The sequence below is a fragment of the Vibrio sp. 10N.222.49.A3 genome, assembly GCF_041475145.1.
GTDB lineage: Bacteria > Pseudomonadota > Gammaproteobacteria > Enterobacterales > Vibrionaceae > Vibrio > Vibrio tasmaniensis_A.
On record NZ_JBFRVM010000015.1, the window covers coordinates 24,505 to 45,573 of the forward strand.

Genomic DNA, 21,069 nt, shown 5'->3' on the forward strand with positions numbered 1-21,069 from the left:
CAAGTCTATTTAGCGAGACAAAAACAAATAAAAAAGCCACGCAAAGGCGACTCTGCATGGCTTTAACGAGGGCAACATCACGCTGCCCTGCCTACTTGTCGGTTTAGACTAAATGTCGGTTCAGACTAAAACCAAGCCCTCTCGATTAAATCGAGCTTTGGTCGAAGTCGTTGCCTTGATCGGTTCCAGTTTGAGAATCTGAATCGAAGCTTCCAGAGTCGTCCGTGAAGTCAACACCTTGATCTTGACCACCAGAACTTGTCCAATCGCTACCGCCGGATTCCATACCCGCCATGTCTGGTTGCTGCTCTTGAGTAGAACCTTGCATGGTGTATTGATCATCGACTTCAACGTCCACAGAGCCGCTTGCACCGTCTATTGAGCTACCCAATTCGTCATAACCTTGGAATTGGATCTCGCTAGTACCTTCGTAACCCTCAGGAAGTTCAACCGATACAGACTGCTCTAAGTTGCCGCTGATTGTGAAACTACCATCACCGTTATCCAATGCGTTACTCACAGTAGATCCCTCAGGTAAGCCCGACATTTCAGCATAATCAACCGATTCGTTACCACTCACCTCATCTGGAATCGAGATAGAGATAGTATCGCCCGGAGCCGCCGTTACATCAGCCACGCTGTCTTCGGTTTCAGCATCCTGAGCTTGGTCATCAGCTTGTAGTGCGACTTCCACTTGCTGCTCTTCCGTTGCTTGAGCGGCTTGTGCTTGTGGTTCATCACTCTGTGCTGAGTCATCGGCTACTTGGATACTTAAGCTATGGCTCGACACCTCACCACCATCGTTAACGTCGACATTCATCGCTAAGTTGCCGTCAAAGTCTTCGTTTGGCCAGTAAGTCCACTCACCTTCGCCAGATTCAGCAAAGAAGCCTGCATCGTTCGCGTCTGCAACATCAACAACTTGTGCAGAATCACTCACGCCTAACTCATCCACCAGCTGTGACTCGGTGATAGTTAGTGAACCATCATCCGCTAAGACATAACCTTCACTCGCCGCTGCTTCATCGCCACCTTGAATATCCACATTGAAGAAGCTTTCGATGCGACTTTCGCCATCAGTCGCAATAAACCCAACTTGAACATCGCCGGTGTAGTCTTCAGCAGGTGTGAATTGATAGTTACCTTGGTTATCGCTCTCAATTACGCCTTGACCTTCCATCAAGCTCACTGACTCAATGCTCAAGCTATCGCCCTCTGCATCGGTCAGGTTCGCTAACATGTCTTCATCAGTAAACGACAAGGTTGCATCGGCTGCGATTTCCGTCGTTGTGATGCTGTTAACTTCTGGTGCTGCATTCTCTTGTGAATCGCCCTCTTTCACGACCACGCCAGTTTGCTCATCGTGAAGCACGCCATCTTTATCAACCACGTAAGCAATGTCTGCTTCGCCAGTAAAGCCTGGTGCAGGTGTGAACGTCCAAGTGCCATCGCCATTATCGACAATCTCACCTTGGCTGCGGTCTGCTAGATGAACCAGTTTCACTTCATCGTCGCTGTCTGCATCGACATTCTCAGCCAATCCGATTAGATCATCAGCGGTTAGGATGATGGAATCACCCGCCACGGTCTCGAAGTCACCTGAATCGATGCCATCTTCAAACGCTTCTGGCTCATCTCCGTAATCAACCGTTGTTGCACTTACGGTTACGAAGAACTCACCATGGAAGTCTTCAGGCGGCGTCATTTGAATGTTTGAGATATCCCAGTCGAACAGGTCGATGTATTGACCCGGCTCAGTGATCATCACGGTATTCACACCATCGGTTACCTCGAATCCAACAGGGAAACCTGTCATCACTAGGTTACTTAGCGTTTCTGAATCATCGACTAGTCCAACATTCAGTCCTAAGTGACCGGTTTCATCTTCACCGAACACTAATGGACCGTCATGGTCAGTTGAAATAACTGCGCCATCTGCGACAGGACGGACGTACACCGGAACATCGAGAACCGTTTCAAACTCACCGTCACTCACGACCACTTGTAGGTCAGAAACACCCGCAAAGTCGCCCGTTGGTGTGAATGTCCAAGTTCCATCACCGTTGTCCGTTACTTCACCACCATCTTCACCATCTGCGGTAATAATGCGAGAAACAACAAGGTCCGCCGTATCAATGTCACCGAACAAGTTCATCAAGTCGCCAGCATCGAAGGTGAACGCGCCATCTTCGTCTGTGGTCATCATCGCGTTACCGACGTTAAACGGTGCGTCGTTAACAGGAATGATATCCACATTCAACGAGCCATCAACCACTTCTTCCCCGTCAGTTGCTTGATAACCGAGTTCTACTAAGCCATTAAAGTCTTGAGTAGTCACTAAGTGATACATGCCGTCTGGTTGCTGCGTTAAGGTCGCATTCGCTGGAGCTCGAACTGTGATGCTCTCGATGCTGATCTCGTCGCCATCAAGGTCTGTGACTTGATCCGCGATGTAAGCTGGGTCAATCACCATGACCACATCTTCTTCGCCTTGCATCTCAATCATTGGCGCTTCAGGTGCATCGTTCACTGGCGTGACATCGATGTTACCGTCGACTGAGATTGTCTCTTGGCCATCGCTAACGTTAAACGTCATTGGCACATCGCCATTGAAGTTTTCGTTTGGTGTAAATGACCAAGTACCATCTTCGTTGTCTAGCAACTCACCCAAGCTAGGGTCGATTTGTAGACCAGAAGCTGACAGCTCATCTACGGTGTTATCAATATCCGTCGCCTGAGCCAATAACATGTCTTGTGTGATAAGAATGGTGCTGTCTTCGGCTGTCGTAAGTTTCACATCCTCGGATTCAGGCTCATCGTTCACGGCTAGAACTTCGATGCCTGCCGTTGTTGTAGCAGTCGCACCGTCATCGTCGGTTACAACCACATCTAGGCTGATATCACCGTTAAAGTTCTCACTTGGCGTGAAGGTCACAGAACCATTATCGTTTTGAACCAAGGTGCCGTCAGAGCCTGAGTAAGTCACGCTTTCAAGCGACACTTCACCATCAACGTCCGAGCTATTAGCAATTAACTGCTCAGGGCTGATTGTAATGGTGCCATCTTCGTTCATTTGATAAGACGTAGAACCCGCTACTGGTGCATCGTTAACATCCGTTACCGTCACACCAATATTGGCATCGACTGTCTCAGTGCCATCAGTCACTGTGAAGCCTAGGTTGACATCGCCATTGAAGTTCTCGTTCGGAGCAAAACTATAAGTGCCATCACCGTTATCCGTGAACACACCTTCTGCACCCGTGTAAGACACGTCAACGATAGACAAGTCATCGCCGTCAATGTCTGCAGCACCTGCTAATAGGTCTGCATCCGTGAAGATTAGCGTTCCATCTTCCTCAACAGTAAAGTTTTGGTCTTCTGCTGTTGGTAGGTCATTGACTGGGTTAACCGTTAGGTCGACGCCAGCTTGAACAGTTTCAAGGCCATCTGACACATCGAAGCTCAAATCAATGTCACCGTTGAAATCAGCATCCGGAGTGATAGTAAATGAACCATCTTCGTTCGCTGTTACAGTCGCATTGTCACCTGCAGATAGGTTGCTTGCGGTTAGTGCATCACCATCAACATCAGATGCGTTAGCCAGCAGCTGCTCTTGAGATAGCGTAATTGAACCGTCTTCATCAACCGAGTAAGCGACGTTTCCGGCCACTGGTGCGTCGTTAACTGCAATAACTTCAATACCAGCGGTAGTCTGAGCCGTTGCACCGTCGTCATCAATAACCGTCACATCAAGGTTGATGTCGCCGTTAAAGTTTTCGTTTGGTGCGAACGTTACCGAACCATCTTCATTTTGAACCAAGATACCGTCTGCACCTGAGTAGCTCACGCTATCAAGCGACACTTCACCGTCCACATCGGAGCTATTAGCAATCAACTGCTCAGGGCTCAATGTGATGGTGCCATCTTCGTTCATTTGGTAAGACGTTGCGCCTGCCACTGGTGCATCGTTAACGTCTGTTACAGTTACGTCGATATTTGCATCAACCGTCTCTGTACCGTCAGATACTGAGAAGTCCAGACTTACGTCACCATTGAAGTTCTCGTTCGGTGCAAAGGTGTAAGTGCCATCGCCATTGTCGGTGAACACACCCTCTGCGCCAGTGTAAGACACATCGGCAACTGAAAGCTCATCACCATCAATATCAGAAGCACCCGCTAGCAGTTGCTCATCAGTAAAGGTAAGCGAACCGTCTTCTTCAATGGTGTAAGCGACATTTTCTACAACTGCGATGTCATTCACTGGATTCACAGTAAGGTCGGCCGTTGCAACAACCGTTTCAGTACCATCAGAAAGGTCGAAGCTTAGGTCAATATCGCCATTGAAGTCAGCATCTGGGGTAATGGTAAATGAACCATCATCGTTTGCCGTAACTGTAGCGTTATCACCCGCGGTTAGGTTGGCAGCGGTAAGATCATCACCGTCCACATCCGATGCTTGAGCAAGCAGTTGCTCTTGGCTTAGCGTGATTGAACCATCTTCATCCACTGAGTAAGCCAAGTCACCCGATACTGGTGCATCGTTGACCGCGATAACATCAATACCCGCAGTCGTTTGAGCGGTTGCACCGTCTTCATCTGCAACGGTGACATCTAGGCTGACATTGCCGTTGAAGTTTTCATTTGGTGCGAAGCTGTAAGTACCATCGCCATTGTCAGTGAAGATACCGTCTGCGCCTGAGTAGGAAACGTCGCTAACGGATACGTCACCTTCAATATCTGAGCTGTTCGCAAGAAGCTGCGCTTCAGAGATGGTAATCACGTTATCTTCGTCAACGCCGTAGGTCGTTGAACCTGCAACTGGCAAGTCATTAACAGCAATGACGTCGATACCAGCGGTTGTTTCAGCGGTTGCGCCATCTTCATCCATAACAGAGACATCAAGACTGATGTCACCGTTAAAGTTTTCGTTTGGAGCAAAGGTGTAAGTACCATCACCATTATCAGTGAATACACCATCAGTGCCGCTGTAGCTTACATCGCTGACAAACACTTCCCCTTCAACATCCGAGCTATTCGCTAGAAGCTGTGCATCGCTTAGGGTGATACTGCCGTCTTCTTCAACGCTGTAAGTTGTAGAACCCGCTACCGGCAAGTCATTGATTGGCACAACTTGAACATCAATATTCGCCGATACAACATCAGTACCATCACTCACATCGTAAGTTAGGTCGACATTGCCATTGAAGTTCTCGTTTGGCGCAAAGGTGTATGTACCGTCGCCATTATCCGTGAACACACCGTCTGTGCCTTCGTAGCTAACCGACTCGACAGAAAGGTCATCGCCGTCAATATCCGTTGCACCAGCCAATAGCTGTTCATCGGTAAAGGTTAGCGAGCCATCTTCATTAATGGTGTAGTCGTGGTCGTAGATTACAGACAGGTCGTTCACTGCTGTTACTGTCACGTCTAGTTCCGCTGGAGTAACCCCACCGTTACCATCGTCTACGTTGTAGCTAATCGAGAATTCACCGTTGAAGTTCTCTTCCGGTGTAATGGTGTAAGTACCGTCACCATTGTCAGTGATAAGAGCGTTCTCAATGGAAACATCTCCAACACTTGGTTCGTTTCCACCCGTATCACCAGAGTCATCACCTTCATCGCCGGTTAGCAATTCAGAGATATCAATGGCGTTTTCATTCGCGAGCGCTTCTTCTGCCGTTGGCAAGTCGAATGCATTTTGAGTGCCTACATCTTGGCTTGGAACAATAACGCCGTTCACGATATCGAATACATGCCAGTGGTCACCCGATGGGCTTTCAGATAAATCAGGGCTAAAGGTTTCAACCAATGTATCGCCAACAAATACCTGAACTTGTACATCTTCAACACCATCTACATCCCAACTTCTGTTGGTGTAGTTGTGTACTGAATAGTGCATGTCAGCATCTTGGTAGTTTGGAATGGTGATGGTTTCAGGGCCGCCACCATTTGTGTCATCTGCATCTTGTTGAACAACGTTACCTTCACCCAAATCATGGCTCATGTCGCGATAGTAAATATGGTCTAGCTCACTGCCATTCTCTGTATCGTAGAGCCATAGGTGGTTGTCCATATCACGTGGACTGTCGCCCCATGTGACCACGATACGCATATCTGTTTCTTCAAGTACTTCCGATATTGCGGTTACGCCACCATTGGTATCTTCGCCTGCTGGAACTAGGAAGCTGCTAGTAATAGAGCCTTCTTGTTCAATAGTGACGGTACCTTGGTCAACAACAGGACCGCTCACAGAGTAGTTACCGGATTGATCCGTCTCCGCCGTGTAAGAATGACCTGCGTTGTCGGTTAGCGTAACATCCGCACCTGCGATTGGATTACCAGTTTCAGCATCCAACACAGTACCGGTAACGGTCGTTTCATCGCCCTGCTCTCCGATAATTGCGGTCATGTCATCGTCTTCGATGTCAGTCGCGAATTGTAGGAGCTCTTCTTGAGTAATGGTGTACGAACCATCTTCTTCAATGGTTATCGCCACATCGGCAGAAACAATTGGCGCGTCGTTAACTGGGTCAACGGTTAAGCCTAAGTTAGCGGCAATTGGTGTGTCGCCATCGTTGATGCTGTAGGCAACATCGATGTAGCCATTGAAGTTCTCGCTTGGAGTGATTGAGAACGTGCCATCGCCGTTATCGACAATCGTTGCATCGTCACCGACCAAGGTTAAGTCGGAAGCGACAAGGTCATCACCCTCAATATCAGCGGCATTCGCAAGTAACTGCTCCTGCGTGATAGTGATGACATTATCTTCATCAACGTTCGCATAAACATCAGATGTCGTTGGCAAGTCGTTGACTGGGTTTACCGTCAGATCGGCGTTCGCCACAATCGACTCGGTACCGTCCGAAATATCAAAGCTTAGGTCGATATCGCCATTGAAGTTCGCATCTGGCGTTACTGTAAAGGTGCCATCGCCATTATCAACAACGGTTGCATTATCACCTGCGCTTAAGTTGCTTGCGGTCAGATCATCACCATCCACATCCGAGGCTTGAGATAGCAATTGCTCTTGAGTCAGAGTAATCGAACCATCTTCATCAATGCTGTATGCCAAGTCACCCGATACTGGTGGATCGTTAATTGGAAGAACATCAATACTTGCGCTGGTGGCTACTGTCGCACCGTCTTCATCAGTCACCACGACATCGAGGCTAACATCGCCGTCGAAGTTTGCGTTCGGTGCAAAGCTGAATGTTCCATCGCCATTATCAGTAAAGATACCGTCAGCGCCTGTGTAGTTCACGCTATCAATCGCCACTTCACCTTCAATATCAGAAGAGTTCGCCAACAGTTGCTCTGCACTGATGGTGATAACTTCATCTTCGTTCACTGAGTAGCTGGTAGACCCTGCGATTGGCGGATCGTTCACCTCAAGCACGGTGATTCCTGCTGTGGTCGCTTCTGTTGTTCCTTCTTCATCGGTAACAACAACCGCTAAGCTCACATCACCATTGAAGTTCTCGTTTGGTGAGAAGGTGTAGGTGCCGTCACCGTTGTCTTCGAACACACCGTCACTGCCAGTGTAAGTCACGCTATCAATCGCAACCTCACCTTCAATGTCTGAAGAGTTGGCTAATAGCTGTTCGTTACTGATCGTGATTGAGTTGTCTTCATGCACAGTGTAAGACGTACTGCCCGCCACTGGTGGATCGTTCTCTGGTGTCACACTCACATCAATGTTGGCTTGAACCGTATTTGTGCCATCTGACACATCAAAGCTGAAGTTCACATCACCATTGAAGTTCTCGTTTGGCGCAAAACTGTAGCTTCCATCGCCATTGTCAGTAAGAACACCGTCGGCACCCGTGTATGTCACACCTTCTACCGTCAGGTCATCACCTTCAACATCCGTTGCACCTGTTAACAGGTCAGCATCAGTGAAGTTAAGAACCCCATCTTCACCAATAGCGAATGCTTGGTCTTGTGGCTCTGGCGAGTCATTGACTGGTGTTACCGTCAAGTCTAGGCCAGCAGCGACCATCTCTTCCCCATCGGTGACATCGTAACTAAATTCGATATTACCGTTGAAGTTTTCACTCGGAGTAATGGTGAAGCTGCCATCGTCGTTCATTTCAACGGTCGCATTTTCGTCATTAGTGGTTAGGTTGATTGCTGATAGGTCATCACCATCAATATCGACAGCGTGCTCTAGCAACTGCTCTTGAGTTAGCGTGATGCTGTTATCTTCGGCCGTAACGGCACTGATGTCACCATCAACTTCTGGAGCATCATTCGCTGGCGAGATATGAATCGTCACATCTTGCGTTGCCGTTGCGGTGGTGCCTGTATCAACATCCGTTGATGTCGCATTAACGGTTAGAACCACATCGCCATTGAAATCGCCTGAAGGGATAAACTCTAGCCCTGCAAGCTCGCTTGGTTGCAATGACCATGTACCATCACCGTTATCGGTACCTGCAGAAAGCGAGCTGCCTTCTGGCACGTCTTCAATCAAGATAGCAAGATTTTCTGAGCCATCGGTATCGGTTAGAGCGGCATCAATATCGAGTGGTACAGGTGTATCTTCGGTACCAATGATTTGGTATTCCGCGTCAGACACTGTGATTTCGATGTTGTCGATACCAAACGACTCGTCATTGACGCTTTGATTCAGGGTTGAACCGAAGCCTAACTCAAGTTGGCCGTCTTCAACGGGTACCGTTAGGTTGATTTGGTGTGCTTGGTCGTTCCAACCACTGAAGCCTTCACCTTGTGATACGCCATGAACGACTTCACCCACTTCATTGCCAGCTGAATCGTACAACGTTGTCGTGCCATCTTGAGTTTGGAACGCCGAGTTGTCTAACGAAGTAAGCTCTTCGCCGCCGACAAAGATTTGGAATGACTCACCATCCCAAGAATCAATTTCATAGAAGCTAAACGAAATATTAACTTCGCTCACATCACTTGGAATGTCGTAAGTTTTGCTGACTGCTTCATCGCCACCAGTGCCACCAATACGACCTAGCATGTCTCCTGATTCGAAGCCTTGTGAGCTTTCAGTGCCTGTATTCCAGCCGTTCGAGCCAGACTCGAAGTTGTCTGAAGCAATCACCAAGTCAGACGCAATCGACAGCTCTGGCATATCAACCACAGATTGAACATCAATCATCGCTTCTGCTGGTACTATCGCTGTGCCGTCATTCACATCGAAGGTCACATTCACATTACCATCGAAGTTTTCATTCGGAGCAAATGTGTAAGTACCGTCGCCGTTATCAACCAGTGAACCACTGTCAGAAGCGACATTTTCAACCGATAAGTTGTCGCCATCGATATCACCTGCATTTTGCAGCAGTTGCTCTTCTGTGAAGGTAAAGCTCGTGTCTTCTTGAGTCACAAACTGTGGCTCCCCGACAGTTGGCAAGTCATTGACAGGGTTAACGGTAAGATCAGCCGTTGCTTGAAGCGTCGCATCACCATCGGTAATGTCGAAGTTCAAATCAATGTCGCCATTGAAGTTCGCATCTGGTGTGATAGTAAAGCTACCGTCATCGTTTGCAGTGACGGTCGCATCGCCACCAACGGTTAGGTTAGCCGCTGTTAAGTCATCGCCGTCAACATCGCTCGCTTGAGCAAGTAATTGCTCTTGGCTCAACGTAATTGAACCATCTTCGTCCACGCTGTACGCCAAGTCGCCCGATACCGGAGCATCGTTCACAGGCAGAACATCAATGCTTGCGTTGGTCGCTACAGTTGCACCATCTTCATCGGTCACTACTACGTCTAGACTTACGTCACCGTCGAAGTTTGCGTTTGGTGCGAAGGTGAATGTTCCATCGCCATTGTCAGTAAATATGCCGTCAGCGCCTGTGTAGTTAACGCTATCAATCGCCACTTCACCTTCGATATCAGAAGAGTTCGCCAACAGTTGCTCTGAACTGATGGTGATAACTTCGTCTTCGTTCACTGAGTAGCTGGTTGAACCTGCGATTGGCGGATCGTTCACCTCAAGTACGGTGATTCCTGCTGTGGTCGCTTCTGTTGCTCCTTCTTCATCGGTAACAACAACATCTAGGCTAACTTCACCATTGAAGTTCTCGTTTGGAGAGAAGGTATATGTGCCGTCACCGTTGATTTCTAGAACACCGTCACTGCCACTATAGGTAACACTATCAATCGCCACTTCCCCTTCAATATCTGAAGAGTTCGCTAGCAATTGTTCGTTACTGATGGTAATGGAGTTGTCTTCATGAACGGTGTAAGACGTGCTGCCCGCCACTGGAGGATCATTCTCTGGCGTCACGCTGACATCAATGTTGGCCTGAACGGTATCCGTGCCATCTGACACATCAAAACTGAAGTTCACATCACCATTGAAGTTCTCGTTTGGCGCAAAGCTGTAGCTTCCGTCGCCATTGTCAGTAAGAACACCGTCGGCACCTGTGTAAGTCACGCCTTCAACCGATAGGTCATCCCCATCGATATCGGTAGCACCTGTTAGCAAGTCTTCATCTGTGAAGCTCAAGATGCCGTCTTCGCCAATGCTGAACGTTTGATCTTGTGGTTGTGGAAGGTCATTAACTGGATTAACGGTGAGGTCAGCCGTCGCAACCAGCGTATCGGTACCGTCGCTAATGTCGAACGTTAGGTCAATGTCGCCATTGAAGTTCGCATCTGGCGTAATGGTAAAGCTACCATCATCGTTAGCAACAACTGTCGCGTCTCCATCAACCACTAAGTTAGAAGCAGTAAGGTCGTCTCCGTCTACATCGCTAGCTTGAGAAAGAAGTTGCTCTTGGCTCAAGGTAATCGAACCGTCTTCCTCTACGCTGTATGCCAAGTCTCCTGATACTGGTACGTCGTTGATTGGTAGGACATCAACCGTAATATGAGTATCAACTTGAGCGCCGTCTTCATCTTGAATGGTCACATCCAACTGCACTTGGCCGTTGAAATTTTCATTCGGTGCAAAGCTACATGTGCCGTCACCATTGATTGAGAAGATACCGTCTGGGCCATCGTAGTTGATCTCAACAAGCTCAACATCACCTTCAATATCAGAGGCGTTCAGCAGAACTTGAGACTCATTGAAAGTCAGTACTGAATCTTCATCGATGGTGTATGACGTTGGGCCAGCAACTGGCGGATCGTTCACCTCAAGGACAGTAATACCCGCCGTTGTTGCTTCAGTCGCGCCATCTTCATCCGTAACGACAACATCTAGGCTAACTTCGCCATTAAAGTTCTCGTTTGGAGAGAAGGTATATGTACCGTCACCGTTGATTTCCAGAACACCGTCGCTACCACTGTAAGTCACGTTATCAATTGCGACTTCGCCTTCGATATCCGAAGAGTTCGCTAGCAATTGTTCGTTACTGATTGTAATAGAGTTGTCTTCATGAACCGTGTAAGACGTACTACCCGCAACCGGAGGGTCATTCTCTGGCGTCACGCTCACATCAATGTTAGCGGTTACCGTATCGGTACCATCTGATACATTGAACGAGAAGTTCACATCGCCATTGAAGTTTTCATTTGGTGCGAAGCTGTATGTACCATCACCATTATCAGTTAGGACACCGTCTGTTCCAGTGTACGTTACACCTTCAACACTTAGGTCGTCTCCCTCAATGTCCGTAGCACCTGTTAATAGGTCTTGGTCATTGAAAGTTAACACGCCATCTTCGCCGACTGTGAATGTCTGGTCTTGTGCTTCTGGACCATCGTTCACAGGTGAAACCGTTAGCTCTAGGTTGGTAGAGACAACATCATCACCATCAGACACATCAAACGTAAAGTTAACATCGCCATTGAAGTCAGCATCTGGCGTTAATGTGTACGTACCATCACCGTTATCGGTGATAGTTACGCTCTCATCATCGGTTGCTAAATTCAGAGCCGTCAGCTGGTCGCCATCGAGATCACGAGCATTAGCTAACAAGTCTTCTTGCGTAATGGTGATAGAACCATCTTCTTCTACTGTTGCTGCAACAGGCAGCGCTTCAGGTGCGTGCTCAATGTGCGCGCCTGTCGCGTTAATGTAGATGGTTTGAGAGACCGTTTCAGAATCATCATTCGATAACTCTGTTGCGGTTGCAGTTACATGAACTTCAAGCTGCTCATTGAAGTCTTCTGGTAACTGGATCTGTAGCGCATTTTCGATAGCCGTTGTCGGTAAGTTCACCGTACCATCAGGGCCAACGGTCACTTCACCGCTGTAGATTTGGCTGTTCACTTCACCCACATCGATTGTGAAGTTGAAATCTGTGTAGTCAGCATCACCGCCGCCATACAAATCTTCAAAGCCGTAAACCAGCTCGCCGTCTTCATTAACCGTCGTGCGAGTATGTTCGATACCATCTTGGTTTAGCTGAGAGCTTGAACCACCATGGAAGATCGCATCACCATTCTGCCCTTGAACTACAGTTTCAGTGCCATCGGCAGCAACAAATACAAGTTGAGGATCAACCGTATCCATTTTCGCAGGTGAACCATCCTCAGCACGGAACTCGTACTGACCGTCTTGCATCGCGTCAAAGTCATTGTGCTGATGTCCGTTTGGAATCAAGAACAGATTGAAACTTTCACCTTCTTCAACTTGGAAGCTGAACTGGTCTTGTCCTGGAACAAGGTCACCGCCGCCGCCAAATTGTGACGCGTTTTCGTAAACAACTTCAACACCCGTGATATTACCGTCTTCATCGACTTTGTAGTAACCCGCTGCGTTTTGGTAACCTGCCGTTTCACCTTCAAACGTTACTGTAATTTCAGTGTCGTTGTAACTGGTGATGCCGTTCTCTTGGTCATTCAGAACGCCTTCGTTATCATATTGAATAACCGAACCTTCTGGCACACCATCAACCGTTACGGTAAGTGTTTCAGACAAGTCTTGATCGACAAGCGCCGCTGCAATGTTCAGTTCAACAATGCCGCCTGGCTCAACCAGAATTGCTTCATCATCAACGTTAACGCCGTCGCCATCGGTTATCACAAGATCCGGTGCATCCGCGACCGCTTCAATATGAACGCTAAGGTCTTGTTCTACCTCCTCAGTGCCGTCGGTAACCGTAAAGCTGAACTGCAGGTCACTACTAAAGTGTTCTTCAGGAACGAAGCTAAACGTGCCATCACCGTTATCGGTTACCGTGCCTTCATCACCAGAGTAATTGATGCTGGTAACGCTAAGGTCATCGCCATCAATATCAATCGCACCGCTCAATAGATCTTCTTGAGTGAACAGGATGCTGCCATCCTCTTCGATGTGGTACATGCCTGGGGCAACAATTGGAATGTCATTCACCGGATTCACGGTCAATGTCATGTCATTGGCGGTACTTAGCTCACCATCACTCACTTCATAGGTGAATGCGATATCACCATTGAAATTTTCCGAAGGTGTTACTGTGTAAGTACCATCGCCATTGTCTACGATACTTGCATTCGGATCGTTGGTTTCTAGCGCGCTAGCAAACAGTTCATCACCATCTTGGTCACTCGCGTTCTCCAGCAACATCGCTTGTGTTACGAGAATTGAACCGTCTTCGTCGACATCCGCAACCATCGGCGTTGCTTCTGGCGCATCATTAACGAACTCAACTTTTAGGTCGATGTTTGCAGCCACCACGTCGGTGCCGTCACTCACATCAAACGTTAAGTCAACATTGCCGAAGAAGCCCTGCTCTGGCGTTAATGTGTATGTGCCATCACCATTGTCTGTCACGTCTACCGTATCATTCGCACTTGTCACGTTCAGTACAGAAAGCTCATCACCTTCAACATCGGTCGCTTGTGCTAATAGTTCAGCTTCTGTAATGGTGATCGCTTGACCGTCTTCCGTAGTGAAAGACATGTCTGGAACGTCTGGTGCATCATTGATTGGGTTTACGGTTAGATTGAGGTCAGCAGCGACTGTCTCAATCGCATCTGTTACATCGTAAGTAAATTCAATTTCACCAAAGAAATCAGCACTTGGTGTAATCGTGAAGCTACCGTCTGGGTTTTCTACAACAACCGCATTTGGATCGTTGGTCGCAAAGTTAACCGCTTCAAGGTTATCGCCATCGACATCCGTTGCATTCGCTAACAGATCCTCTTGAGTGATAGTGATTGAACCATCTTCATCAACAGCGGCTTCAATTGGGCCGCTAACTTCAGGGCCTTCGTTGACAATTTCAACGTCGACTCTAGCGGTACTTGGTGCACTGGCTTGACCGTCACTGATATCGAAGGTCAGATTCACTTCACCGTAGAAGTCCTCTGCAGGTTCGAATGTGAAAGTATTGTCTCCATTGTCTGTTAATGTACCTTGTGATTGGTCAACAAGCAGTAGATTCTCAACATGCAGGATATCGCCATCAACATCGGTCGCGCCAGACAATAGGTCTTTCGCTTCGATGATCATAGAGCCGTTCTCAAGCATTTGGGTGTGCAATGGCTCGCCCGGAACCGGCACATCATTAACAGGTACAACGGTCAGATCTAGATGGGTTGCAACTTCATCGGTACCATCGAATACCTTGTAATCAATGTCGATTTCACCATTGAAGTTTTCATTCGGCATGAAGGTAAATGTACCATCACCATTGTCGACTAAATCACCGTCATCACCACCGTAAGTGATGTCAGAAATAGACAGCGCATCACCCTCTACATCTGTGGTGTTCGCCAGTAAATCATCAGCACTGAACGTAATACCTTGGTCTTCGTCTGTCGATAAAACCATTGGACCAGAAACGATTGGCGCATCATTTACTGATTCGAAGTTGATGTTGATGATATTGCTGTCTGTCAACTCACCATCGGTAACTTGGTAACCAAGTTCGATTTCACCATGGAAGTTTTCATCCGGTGTTACCGTCCAAGTGCCATCACCATTATCGGTGAGTGTTGCATGCTCTGAGTTTTCACCCACCAGCTCTAGGTTTTCAATATCAAGGTCGTCGCCATCAATATCAGATGCTTGCGCCAGTAGTTGCTCTTCGGTAATCACAACCGAAGCAAACTGGGCAGAACCATCGGTATCGACAGTAATATTCGGAAGATCAGCCGTTAGTTCGATTTCGTTGTCACCCGCATGGATATTCAACTCAACCGTTTCAGTAATCTCTGAGCCATCCACACCAATCGATGTAAACACCGCTTCATCATGACAAGTTTGTGACACGGTCATATTTTGAACAACATAAGTACCATTCCCTTGAACTGTACCGAGTTCAAAGTAAGACACTGGTTGGTCAACCGTTAACGTGTAGTCTGTCTCGAAAGTACCACGGTCTTCTTTGTGGTAAGTCATCGAGTCAATTAGGTCACCGTCCTCATTGAACGCTTTGATTTCTACTTCCGTAAAGTGACGCGATTCTTCCATGAACCAACCACCTAAACCATCTAGGTGGAAACTGATTTCATTGATGTCTTGACCTTCAACTGAAATAGTCAGTTTTTCATCACCACTCAACCCTTGGCGATCGGTATCACCAAGGCCGTGACCTATGTGGGTGTTACCATTCCAAGCACCAAGCGGATCATCGTTACTTTGAACCGTAACCGTTAAATCACCATCCGAGAACTCACGAGTGTAAGGGTCAACTTCTGTACCCCAATCGTCTACGCTAGCGTTATCGTCGAAGGTACCAATTTGCGTAGTATGTGTGCCTTCAGCAAGAGCCCCCTCACTTGGAACAAAGCGTACTTCTGTATCAGCCGGTACTTCTTGCCCTACTTCCAGCACCACCCACTCATCATTAACATTCGCTTCAATGATGCCGTTTTCTGGCGCTTGGTCTAAACGTAGTGCAGGTTCTTCACGAAGCGTCACACCAACCGTTTGATCTTCTTGCGCTTGGATGAAGATCTCTTCGCCCGCTTCTGGCGCATCATTAACTGGATTAACCGTTAGATCGAGAGTGGTCAGAACTTCATTGTCACCATCATTGATGCTGTATGTGAAGTCCAACTCGCCATTGAAGTTTTCTGTGTGCGTGATGGTGAATGAACCATCGTCATTAGCAACAATTGTCGCGTCAGGGTCGTTGGTTTGCAGGTTAGACGCCGTTAACTCATCACCCTCAACGTCAGTAGCATTTGCAAGCAGCTGCTCTTGAGTAATAGTGATTGAATTATCTTCGTCGACTTCTGCTTCAATACCGGACGTTTCAGGGCCGTCATTGACAGCAATGACATCAATGCCCGCTGTCGTTGTCGCCGTTGCACCGTCTTCGTCAACGACGACAACATCTAGTGAGATGTCTCCGTCGAAGTTTTCATTTGGTGTGAAGGTGTATGTGCCATTACCGTTATCAACGAACGAGCCGTCGTCACCAGCGTAAGTAACGCTCGATAGAGCAACATCACCCTCTACATCTGAAGAGTTCGCTAATAATTGCTCATCACTGATCGTGATTTGGCCATCTTCCTGAACTGTATAAGCTGTCGAGCCCGCTACAGGAGGATCGTTCTCCGGCGTTACACTTACATCAATATGGGCGGCTGTTGAACCCGTGCCATCAGAAACATCAAATGAGAATTGAACATCACCATTGAAGTTCTCGTTTGGTGCAAAGCTGTAAGTGCCGTCACCATTATCACTAAGAACACCATCAGCGCCCGTGTAGAGCACGTTTTCAATCGATAGCTCATCACCATCAATATCTGACGCACCTGCAAGTAGGTCAGCATCGGTAAATAGTAACGTACCGTCTTCTTCAATCGTGAACTGTTGATCTTGCGCTTGTGGCAAGTCATTCAACGGGTTCACTGTGATATCAAGACCAACTTGAACCTCACCACCATCGTTATCGATGATATCGAAGCTCAAGTCTAGGTCGCCGTTGTAATCAGCGTCTGGTGTAATGGTGTAGCTACCATCCTCGTTTTGTTGGATGGTCGCGTTTTCATCGGTCGAAAGGTTAATAGCTTCTAGGTTTTCGCTATCAATATCACCAGCTCGCGCCAGTAACTGCTCTTGGCTTAGTGTGATGGAGCTATCTTCATTGATGGTGTAAGCCAAATCACCCGATACTGGCGCATCATTGATTGGCAATACATCAACGTTAATGTGTGTTTCAACCGTTGCGCCATCTTCATCTTTAATGGTCACACCCAGTTGAACCTGACCATTAAAGTTTTCATTGGGTGCAAAGCTGCATGTACCATCACCATTTACAGTGAAGATACCGTCTTCCCCATCGTAATTGATACCGACTAGTTCTACATCACCTTCAACATCAGAGGCATTCACTAGAATCTGAGATTCGCTGAATGTAAGAACGGAATCTTCATCAATGGTGTATGACGTTGGACCTGCGATCGGTGGATCATTCACTTCTAGAACGGCAATGCCCGCGGTGGTTTCATCAATCGAACCGTCTTCATCTGCAATAATAACGTCAAGGCTGATATCGCCACTGAAGTTTTCATTAGGAAGGAAGGTATAACTGCCGTCACCATTATCTTGGAACACACCATCCGTACCACTGTAGGTCACGCTATCAACCGATACCGCACCTTCAACGTCAGAAGAGTTTGCTAACAATTGCTCATCAGAAATTGTGATAGCGTTGTCTTCATTGACCATGTACGAGGTAGAGCCAGCAACTGGCGGATCGTTCTCAGGTGTCACGCTCACATCAATATTTGCACTAACCGTTTCTGTGCCATCAGACACATCGAAACTGAAGTTGACATCACCATTGAAGTTTTCGTTTGGTGCAAAGGTATAAGTACCATCACCATGGTCTGTTAATACACCGTCACCGCCTGTGTAGCTGATGCCTTCTACGGTGAGGTCATCGCCATCGATATCGGTGGCACCAGTAAGCAGGTCAGCGTCAGTGAATTGGAGCGTACCGTCTTCTTCTACACTGAACTGTTGATCTTGAGGAACTGGCAGATCATTGATTGGATTAACAGTAAGATCGGCGGTTGCTTGAACCGTGTCAGTACCATCCGTGATGTTGAATTGGATATCAACGTCACCATTGAAGTTCGCATCAGGAACAATGGTGAAGCTACCATCATCATTAGCGGTTACCGTTGCGTTTCCATCAACCGTTAGGTCGCTCGCGGTTAGGTCTTCACCTTCAACATCGGACGCTTGAGACAACAACTGATCTTGGCTCAATGTGATTGAACCGTCTTCGTTAACGTTGTAAGCCAAATCACCCGAGACTGGTGCATCATTAATTGGCAGAACATCCACGTTGATGACCGTATCAACTTCTGCGCCGTCTTCATCACGAATAGTCACGTCAAGTTGAACTTGGCCATTAAAGTTCTCATTCGGTGCAAAGCTACAAGTCCCATCTCCATTGACTGAGAAGATGCCATCAGGGCCGTCGTAGCTAATGCCGACAAGCTCAACATCCCCTTCTAAATCAGAAGCATTCAGTAGCATTTGTGACTCACTGAAGGTCAGTACTGAGTCTTCATCAATGGTGTAAGACGTTGGGCCTGCGACTGGCGGATCATTCACTTCAAGTACGGTGATACCCGCAGTTGTCGCATCGGTTGCACCTTCTTCATCGGCAACCACTACATCTAGGGCAATTTCACCATTGAAGTTCTCGTTTGGCGAGAAGGTGTAATTACCGTTACCGTTGATTTCAAGGACACCATCACTACCCGAGTAAGTCACGCTGTCTATCGATACATCACCTTCGATGTCTGAAGATGTTGCCAATAGTTGTGCATCAGAAATGGTAATCGAATTGTCTTCATTAACTGTGTAAGACGTAGAGCCAGCAACTGGCGGATCGTTCTCTGGAGTCACGCTAATATCAATGTTTGCAGACACCGTATCGGTGCCGTCTGAAACATCGAAACTAAAGTTTACGTCGCCATTGAAGTTTTCATTTGGCGCAAAGCTGTATGAGCCCCCACCCAGGTCAGTCAGTACGCCATCAGTACCTTCATAACTGATACCTTCAACCGTCAGGTTATCACCTTCAACGTCTGTCGCACCTGTAAGCAGATCCGCGTCTGTGAACAGTAAAGTACCGTCTTCTGCAATACTGAACTGTTGATCTTGAGGCACTGGCAGATCATTAACTGGGTTAACAGTTAGGTCTGCGGAAGCTTGAACGGTATTGGTGCCATCAGAGATATCAAAACTGATATCAATGTCGCCATTGAAGTTCTCATCTGGCGTAATCGTGAAGCTGCCGTCATCGTTAGCTACAACTGTTGCATCACCACCAACCGTTAGGCCGCTAGCCGTAAGGTCATCGCCCTCTACGTCAGAAGCTTGTGATAGCAATTGCTCTTGGCTTAAACGGATAGAACCGTCTTCATCGATTGAGTACGCTAGGTCACCAGACACAGGTGCATCATCAACGGCAGTTATGCTCACATCGATGTTTGCAGAGACCGTATCGGTGCCATCTGACACATCAAAACCGAAGTTTACGTCACCATTGAAGTTTTCGTTTGGAGCGAATGTGTAAGTACCATTACCGTTGTCGGTCAGGATACCGTCGCCACCGTCGTAGGTCACACCTTCAACAGTCAGGTTATCGCCTTCAATGTCTGTCGCGCCTGTTAATAGGTCAGCGTCAGTGAAGATAAGTGTGCCGTCCTCTTCTATTTCAAACGTTTTATCTTCTGGTACAGGTGCGTCATTAATAGGACGAACCGTTAAATCAATTGCACTACTTATGGTTTCTTGGCCGTCACTGATATCAAAAGTAAGGTCTAGCTCGCCATTAAAGTCAGCGGAAGGTACAACTGTGAATGTACCGTCACCATTATCTTGAACCGTTGCATCTGCGCCGACTTGAACATTTGAAGCAACAAGCTCATCACCATCAACATCACTTGCGTATTCGAGTAATTGTTCTTGAGTAAATGTTATGGAGCCATCTTCATCCATGATGTAAGCCAGATCTTGTTCAGCCTCTGGAGCATCATTTTCACTTTCCACTTTGATTTTGAACGTTTCACTTGTTGTCTCAGAATCAAAGTCATCTTCTACTTCACTGATGGTCTCTTCATCTGAAGCTTGAACATCAACGGCAAATGTCTCTTCGACTGTCTGTGAATCGAGGTCATCATCGACTTGTTGGCCATCAGATTCAGAAGATGTAGCACTCGGCGCTGCAGATGTACGTGCTGCTTGGCCTTGTTCTTCATTACCCTCAGCGTCGGCTCCACCTGTCGCAGCCTCTGCGTTATCGCCACCTACGGCTTGAGCGCCAGCACCTGCTCCGCCACCACTGCCAGCAGCATTATCCGAGCCAGCTTCCGAAGCCGCACCACCGACTACATTAGATTGAGCTGCATCTGAATCTCCATCGCTTTCTGGCGTCTCTTCTTGAACAGCCGCACCAGAAGCTGCTGCTTCTTCTGAATTACCAGCACCACTTGGATTGTCTTCCAACGCTTGGTTCACTTCGTCTGCCGCGTCGGTATTTTCAGCACCCGTCGCTACCGTCGACGCAATCGTGTTCTGTTGATTTTGTTGATTCTGCTGTTGGGAGGGCGTACCCGCGTCGTTCGTGTCCGTCTGTTCTACCGCGTCATTGAGATCTTCATTTTGGTTGTTTTGGTTATTTTCGCCTGCCATTACAGCCTCCGTTGCTACTAGCTAACTGATCGTATTTAGAGGCATTAAAGGACACCATTTTGAAAAACCAAGTTTTTATACAACTTTTTTCATATTTTTCTTTTTATGCATAAAGAAGTAAAAAAAAATTTGAAAACTGCCTTTAAAGATCCTTAGTTATTGTGATTAAAGCAATTAAGGCAGTGGAATGATGATAGACATGACGAATTTATTGCGTTCAATCGACAACAACCACAAAGGGCTGCAATTGCTGCTAGGCGACTTTTATAAGGACTTTTCGGACGCACCGATGAACATAGAGATGCTTCATAAAGGTAATCGTTTTGATGAACTCAACAACTACTCTAAAAAATTGAAAACCATCTTAACTTTGTTATGCGACCAAGACCTGCCGCCCAAAATGGCCAAGTTGGAACATTTGAGTAAACACGAATTCCCTGCGCCGGAAGCGCTTTTAGAGGATGTAAAAACTGAACTACAAAACGTCAATAGACAAATCCATCACTTGTTGGATATTAAGGAAGTTGTAGATGACGAGTCATCGAGGTAGG

Annotated in this window: 2 protein-coding genes; one reads left to right on the forward strand and one right to left on the reverse strand. The window is 47.4% G+C overall.

Translation table 11 applies throughout. The features are described from left to right. Positions 1-145 precede the first annotated feature (145 nt). Positions 146-20,518, reverse strand: coding sequence for a tandem-95 repeat protein (locus AB4589_RS01635; RefSeq protein ID WP_372099141.1), 20,373 nt, complete (start codon positions 20,516-20,518; stop codon positions 146-148). 187 nt (positions 20,519-20,705) lie between these two features. Here AB4589_RS01635 and AB4589_RS01640 point away from each other — a divergent pair, with 187 nt between their 5' ends. Further along, on the forward strand, positions 20,706-21,068 hold the full coding sequence (locus tag AB4589_RS01640; protein WP_017102613.1) for a hypothetical protein: 363 nt from the start codon (positions 20,706-20,708) through the stop codon (positions 21,066-21,068). The last annotated feature ends 1 nt before the right edge of the window (position 21,069 follow it).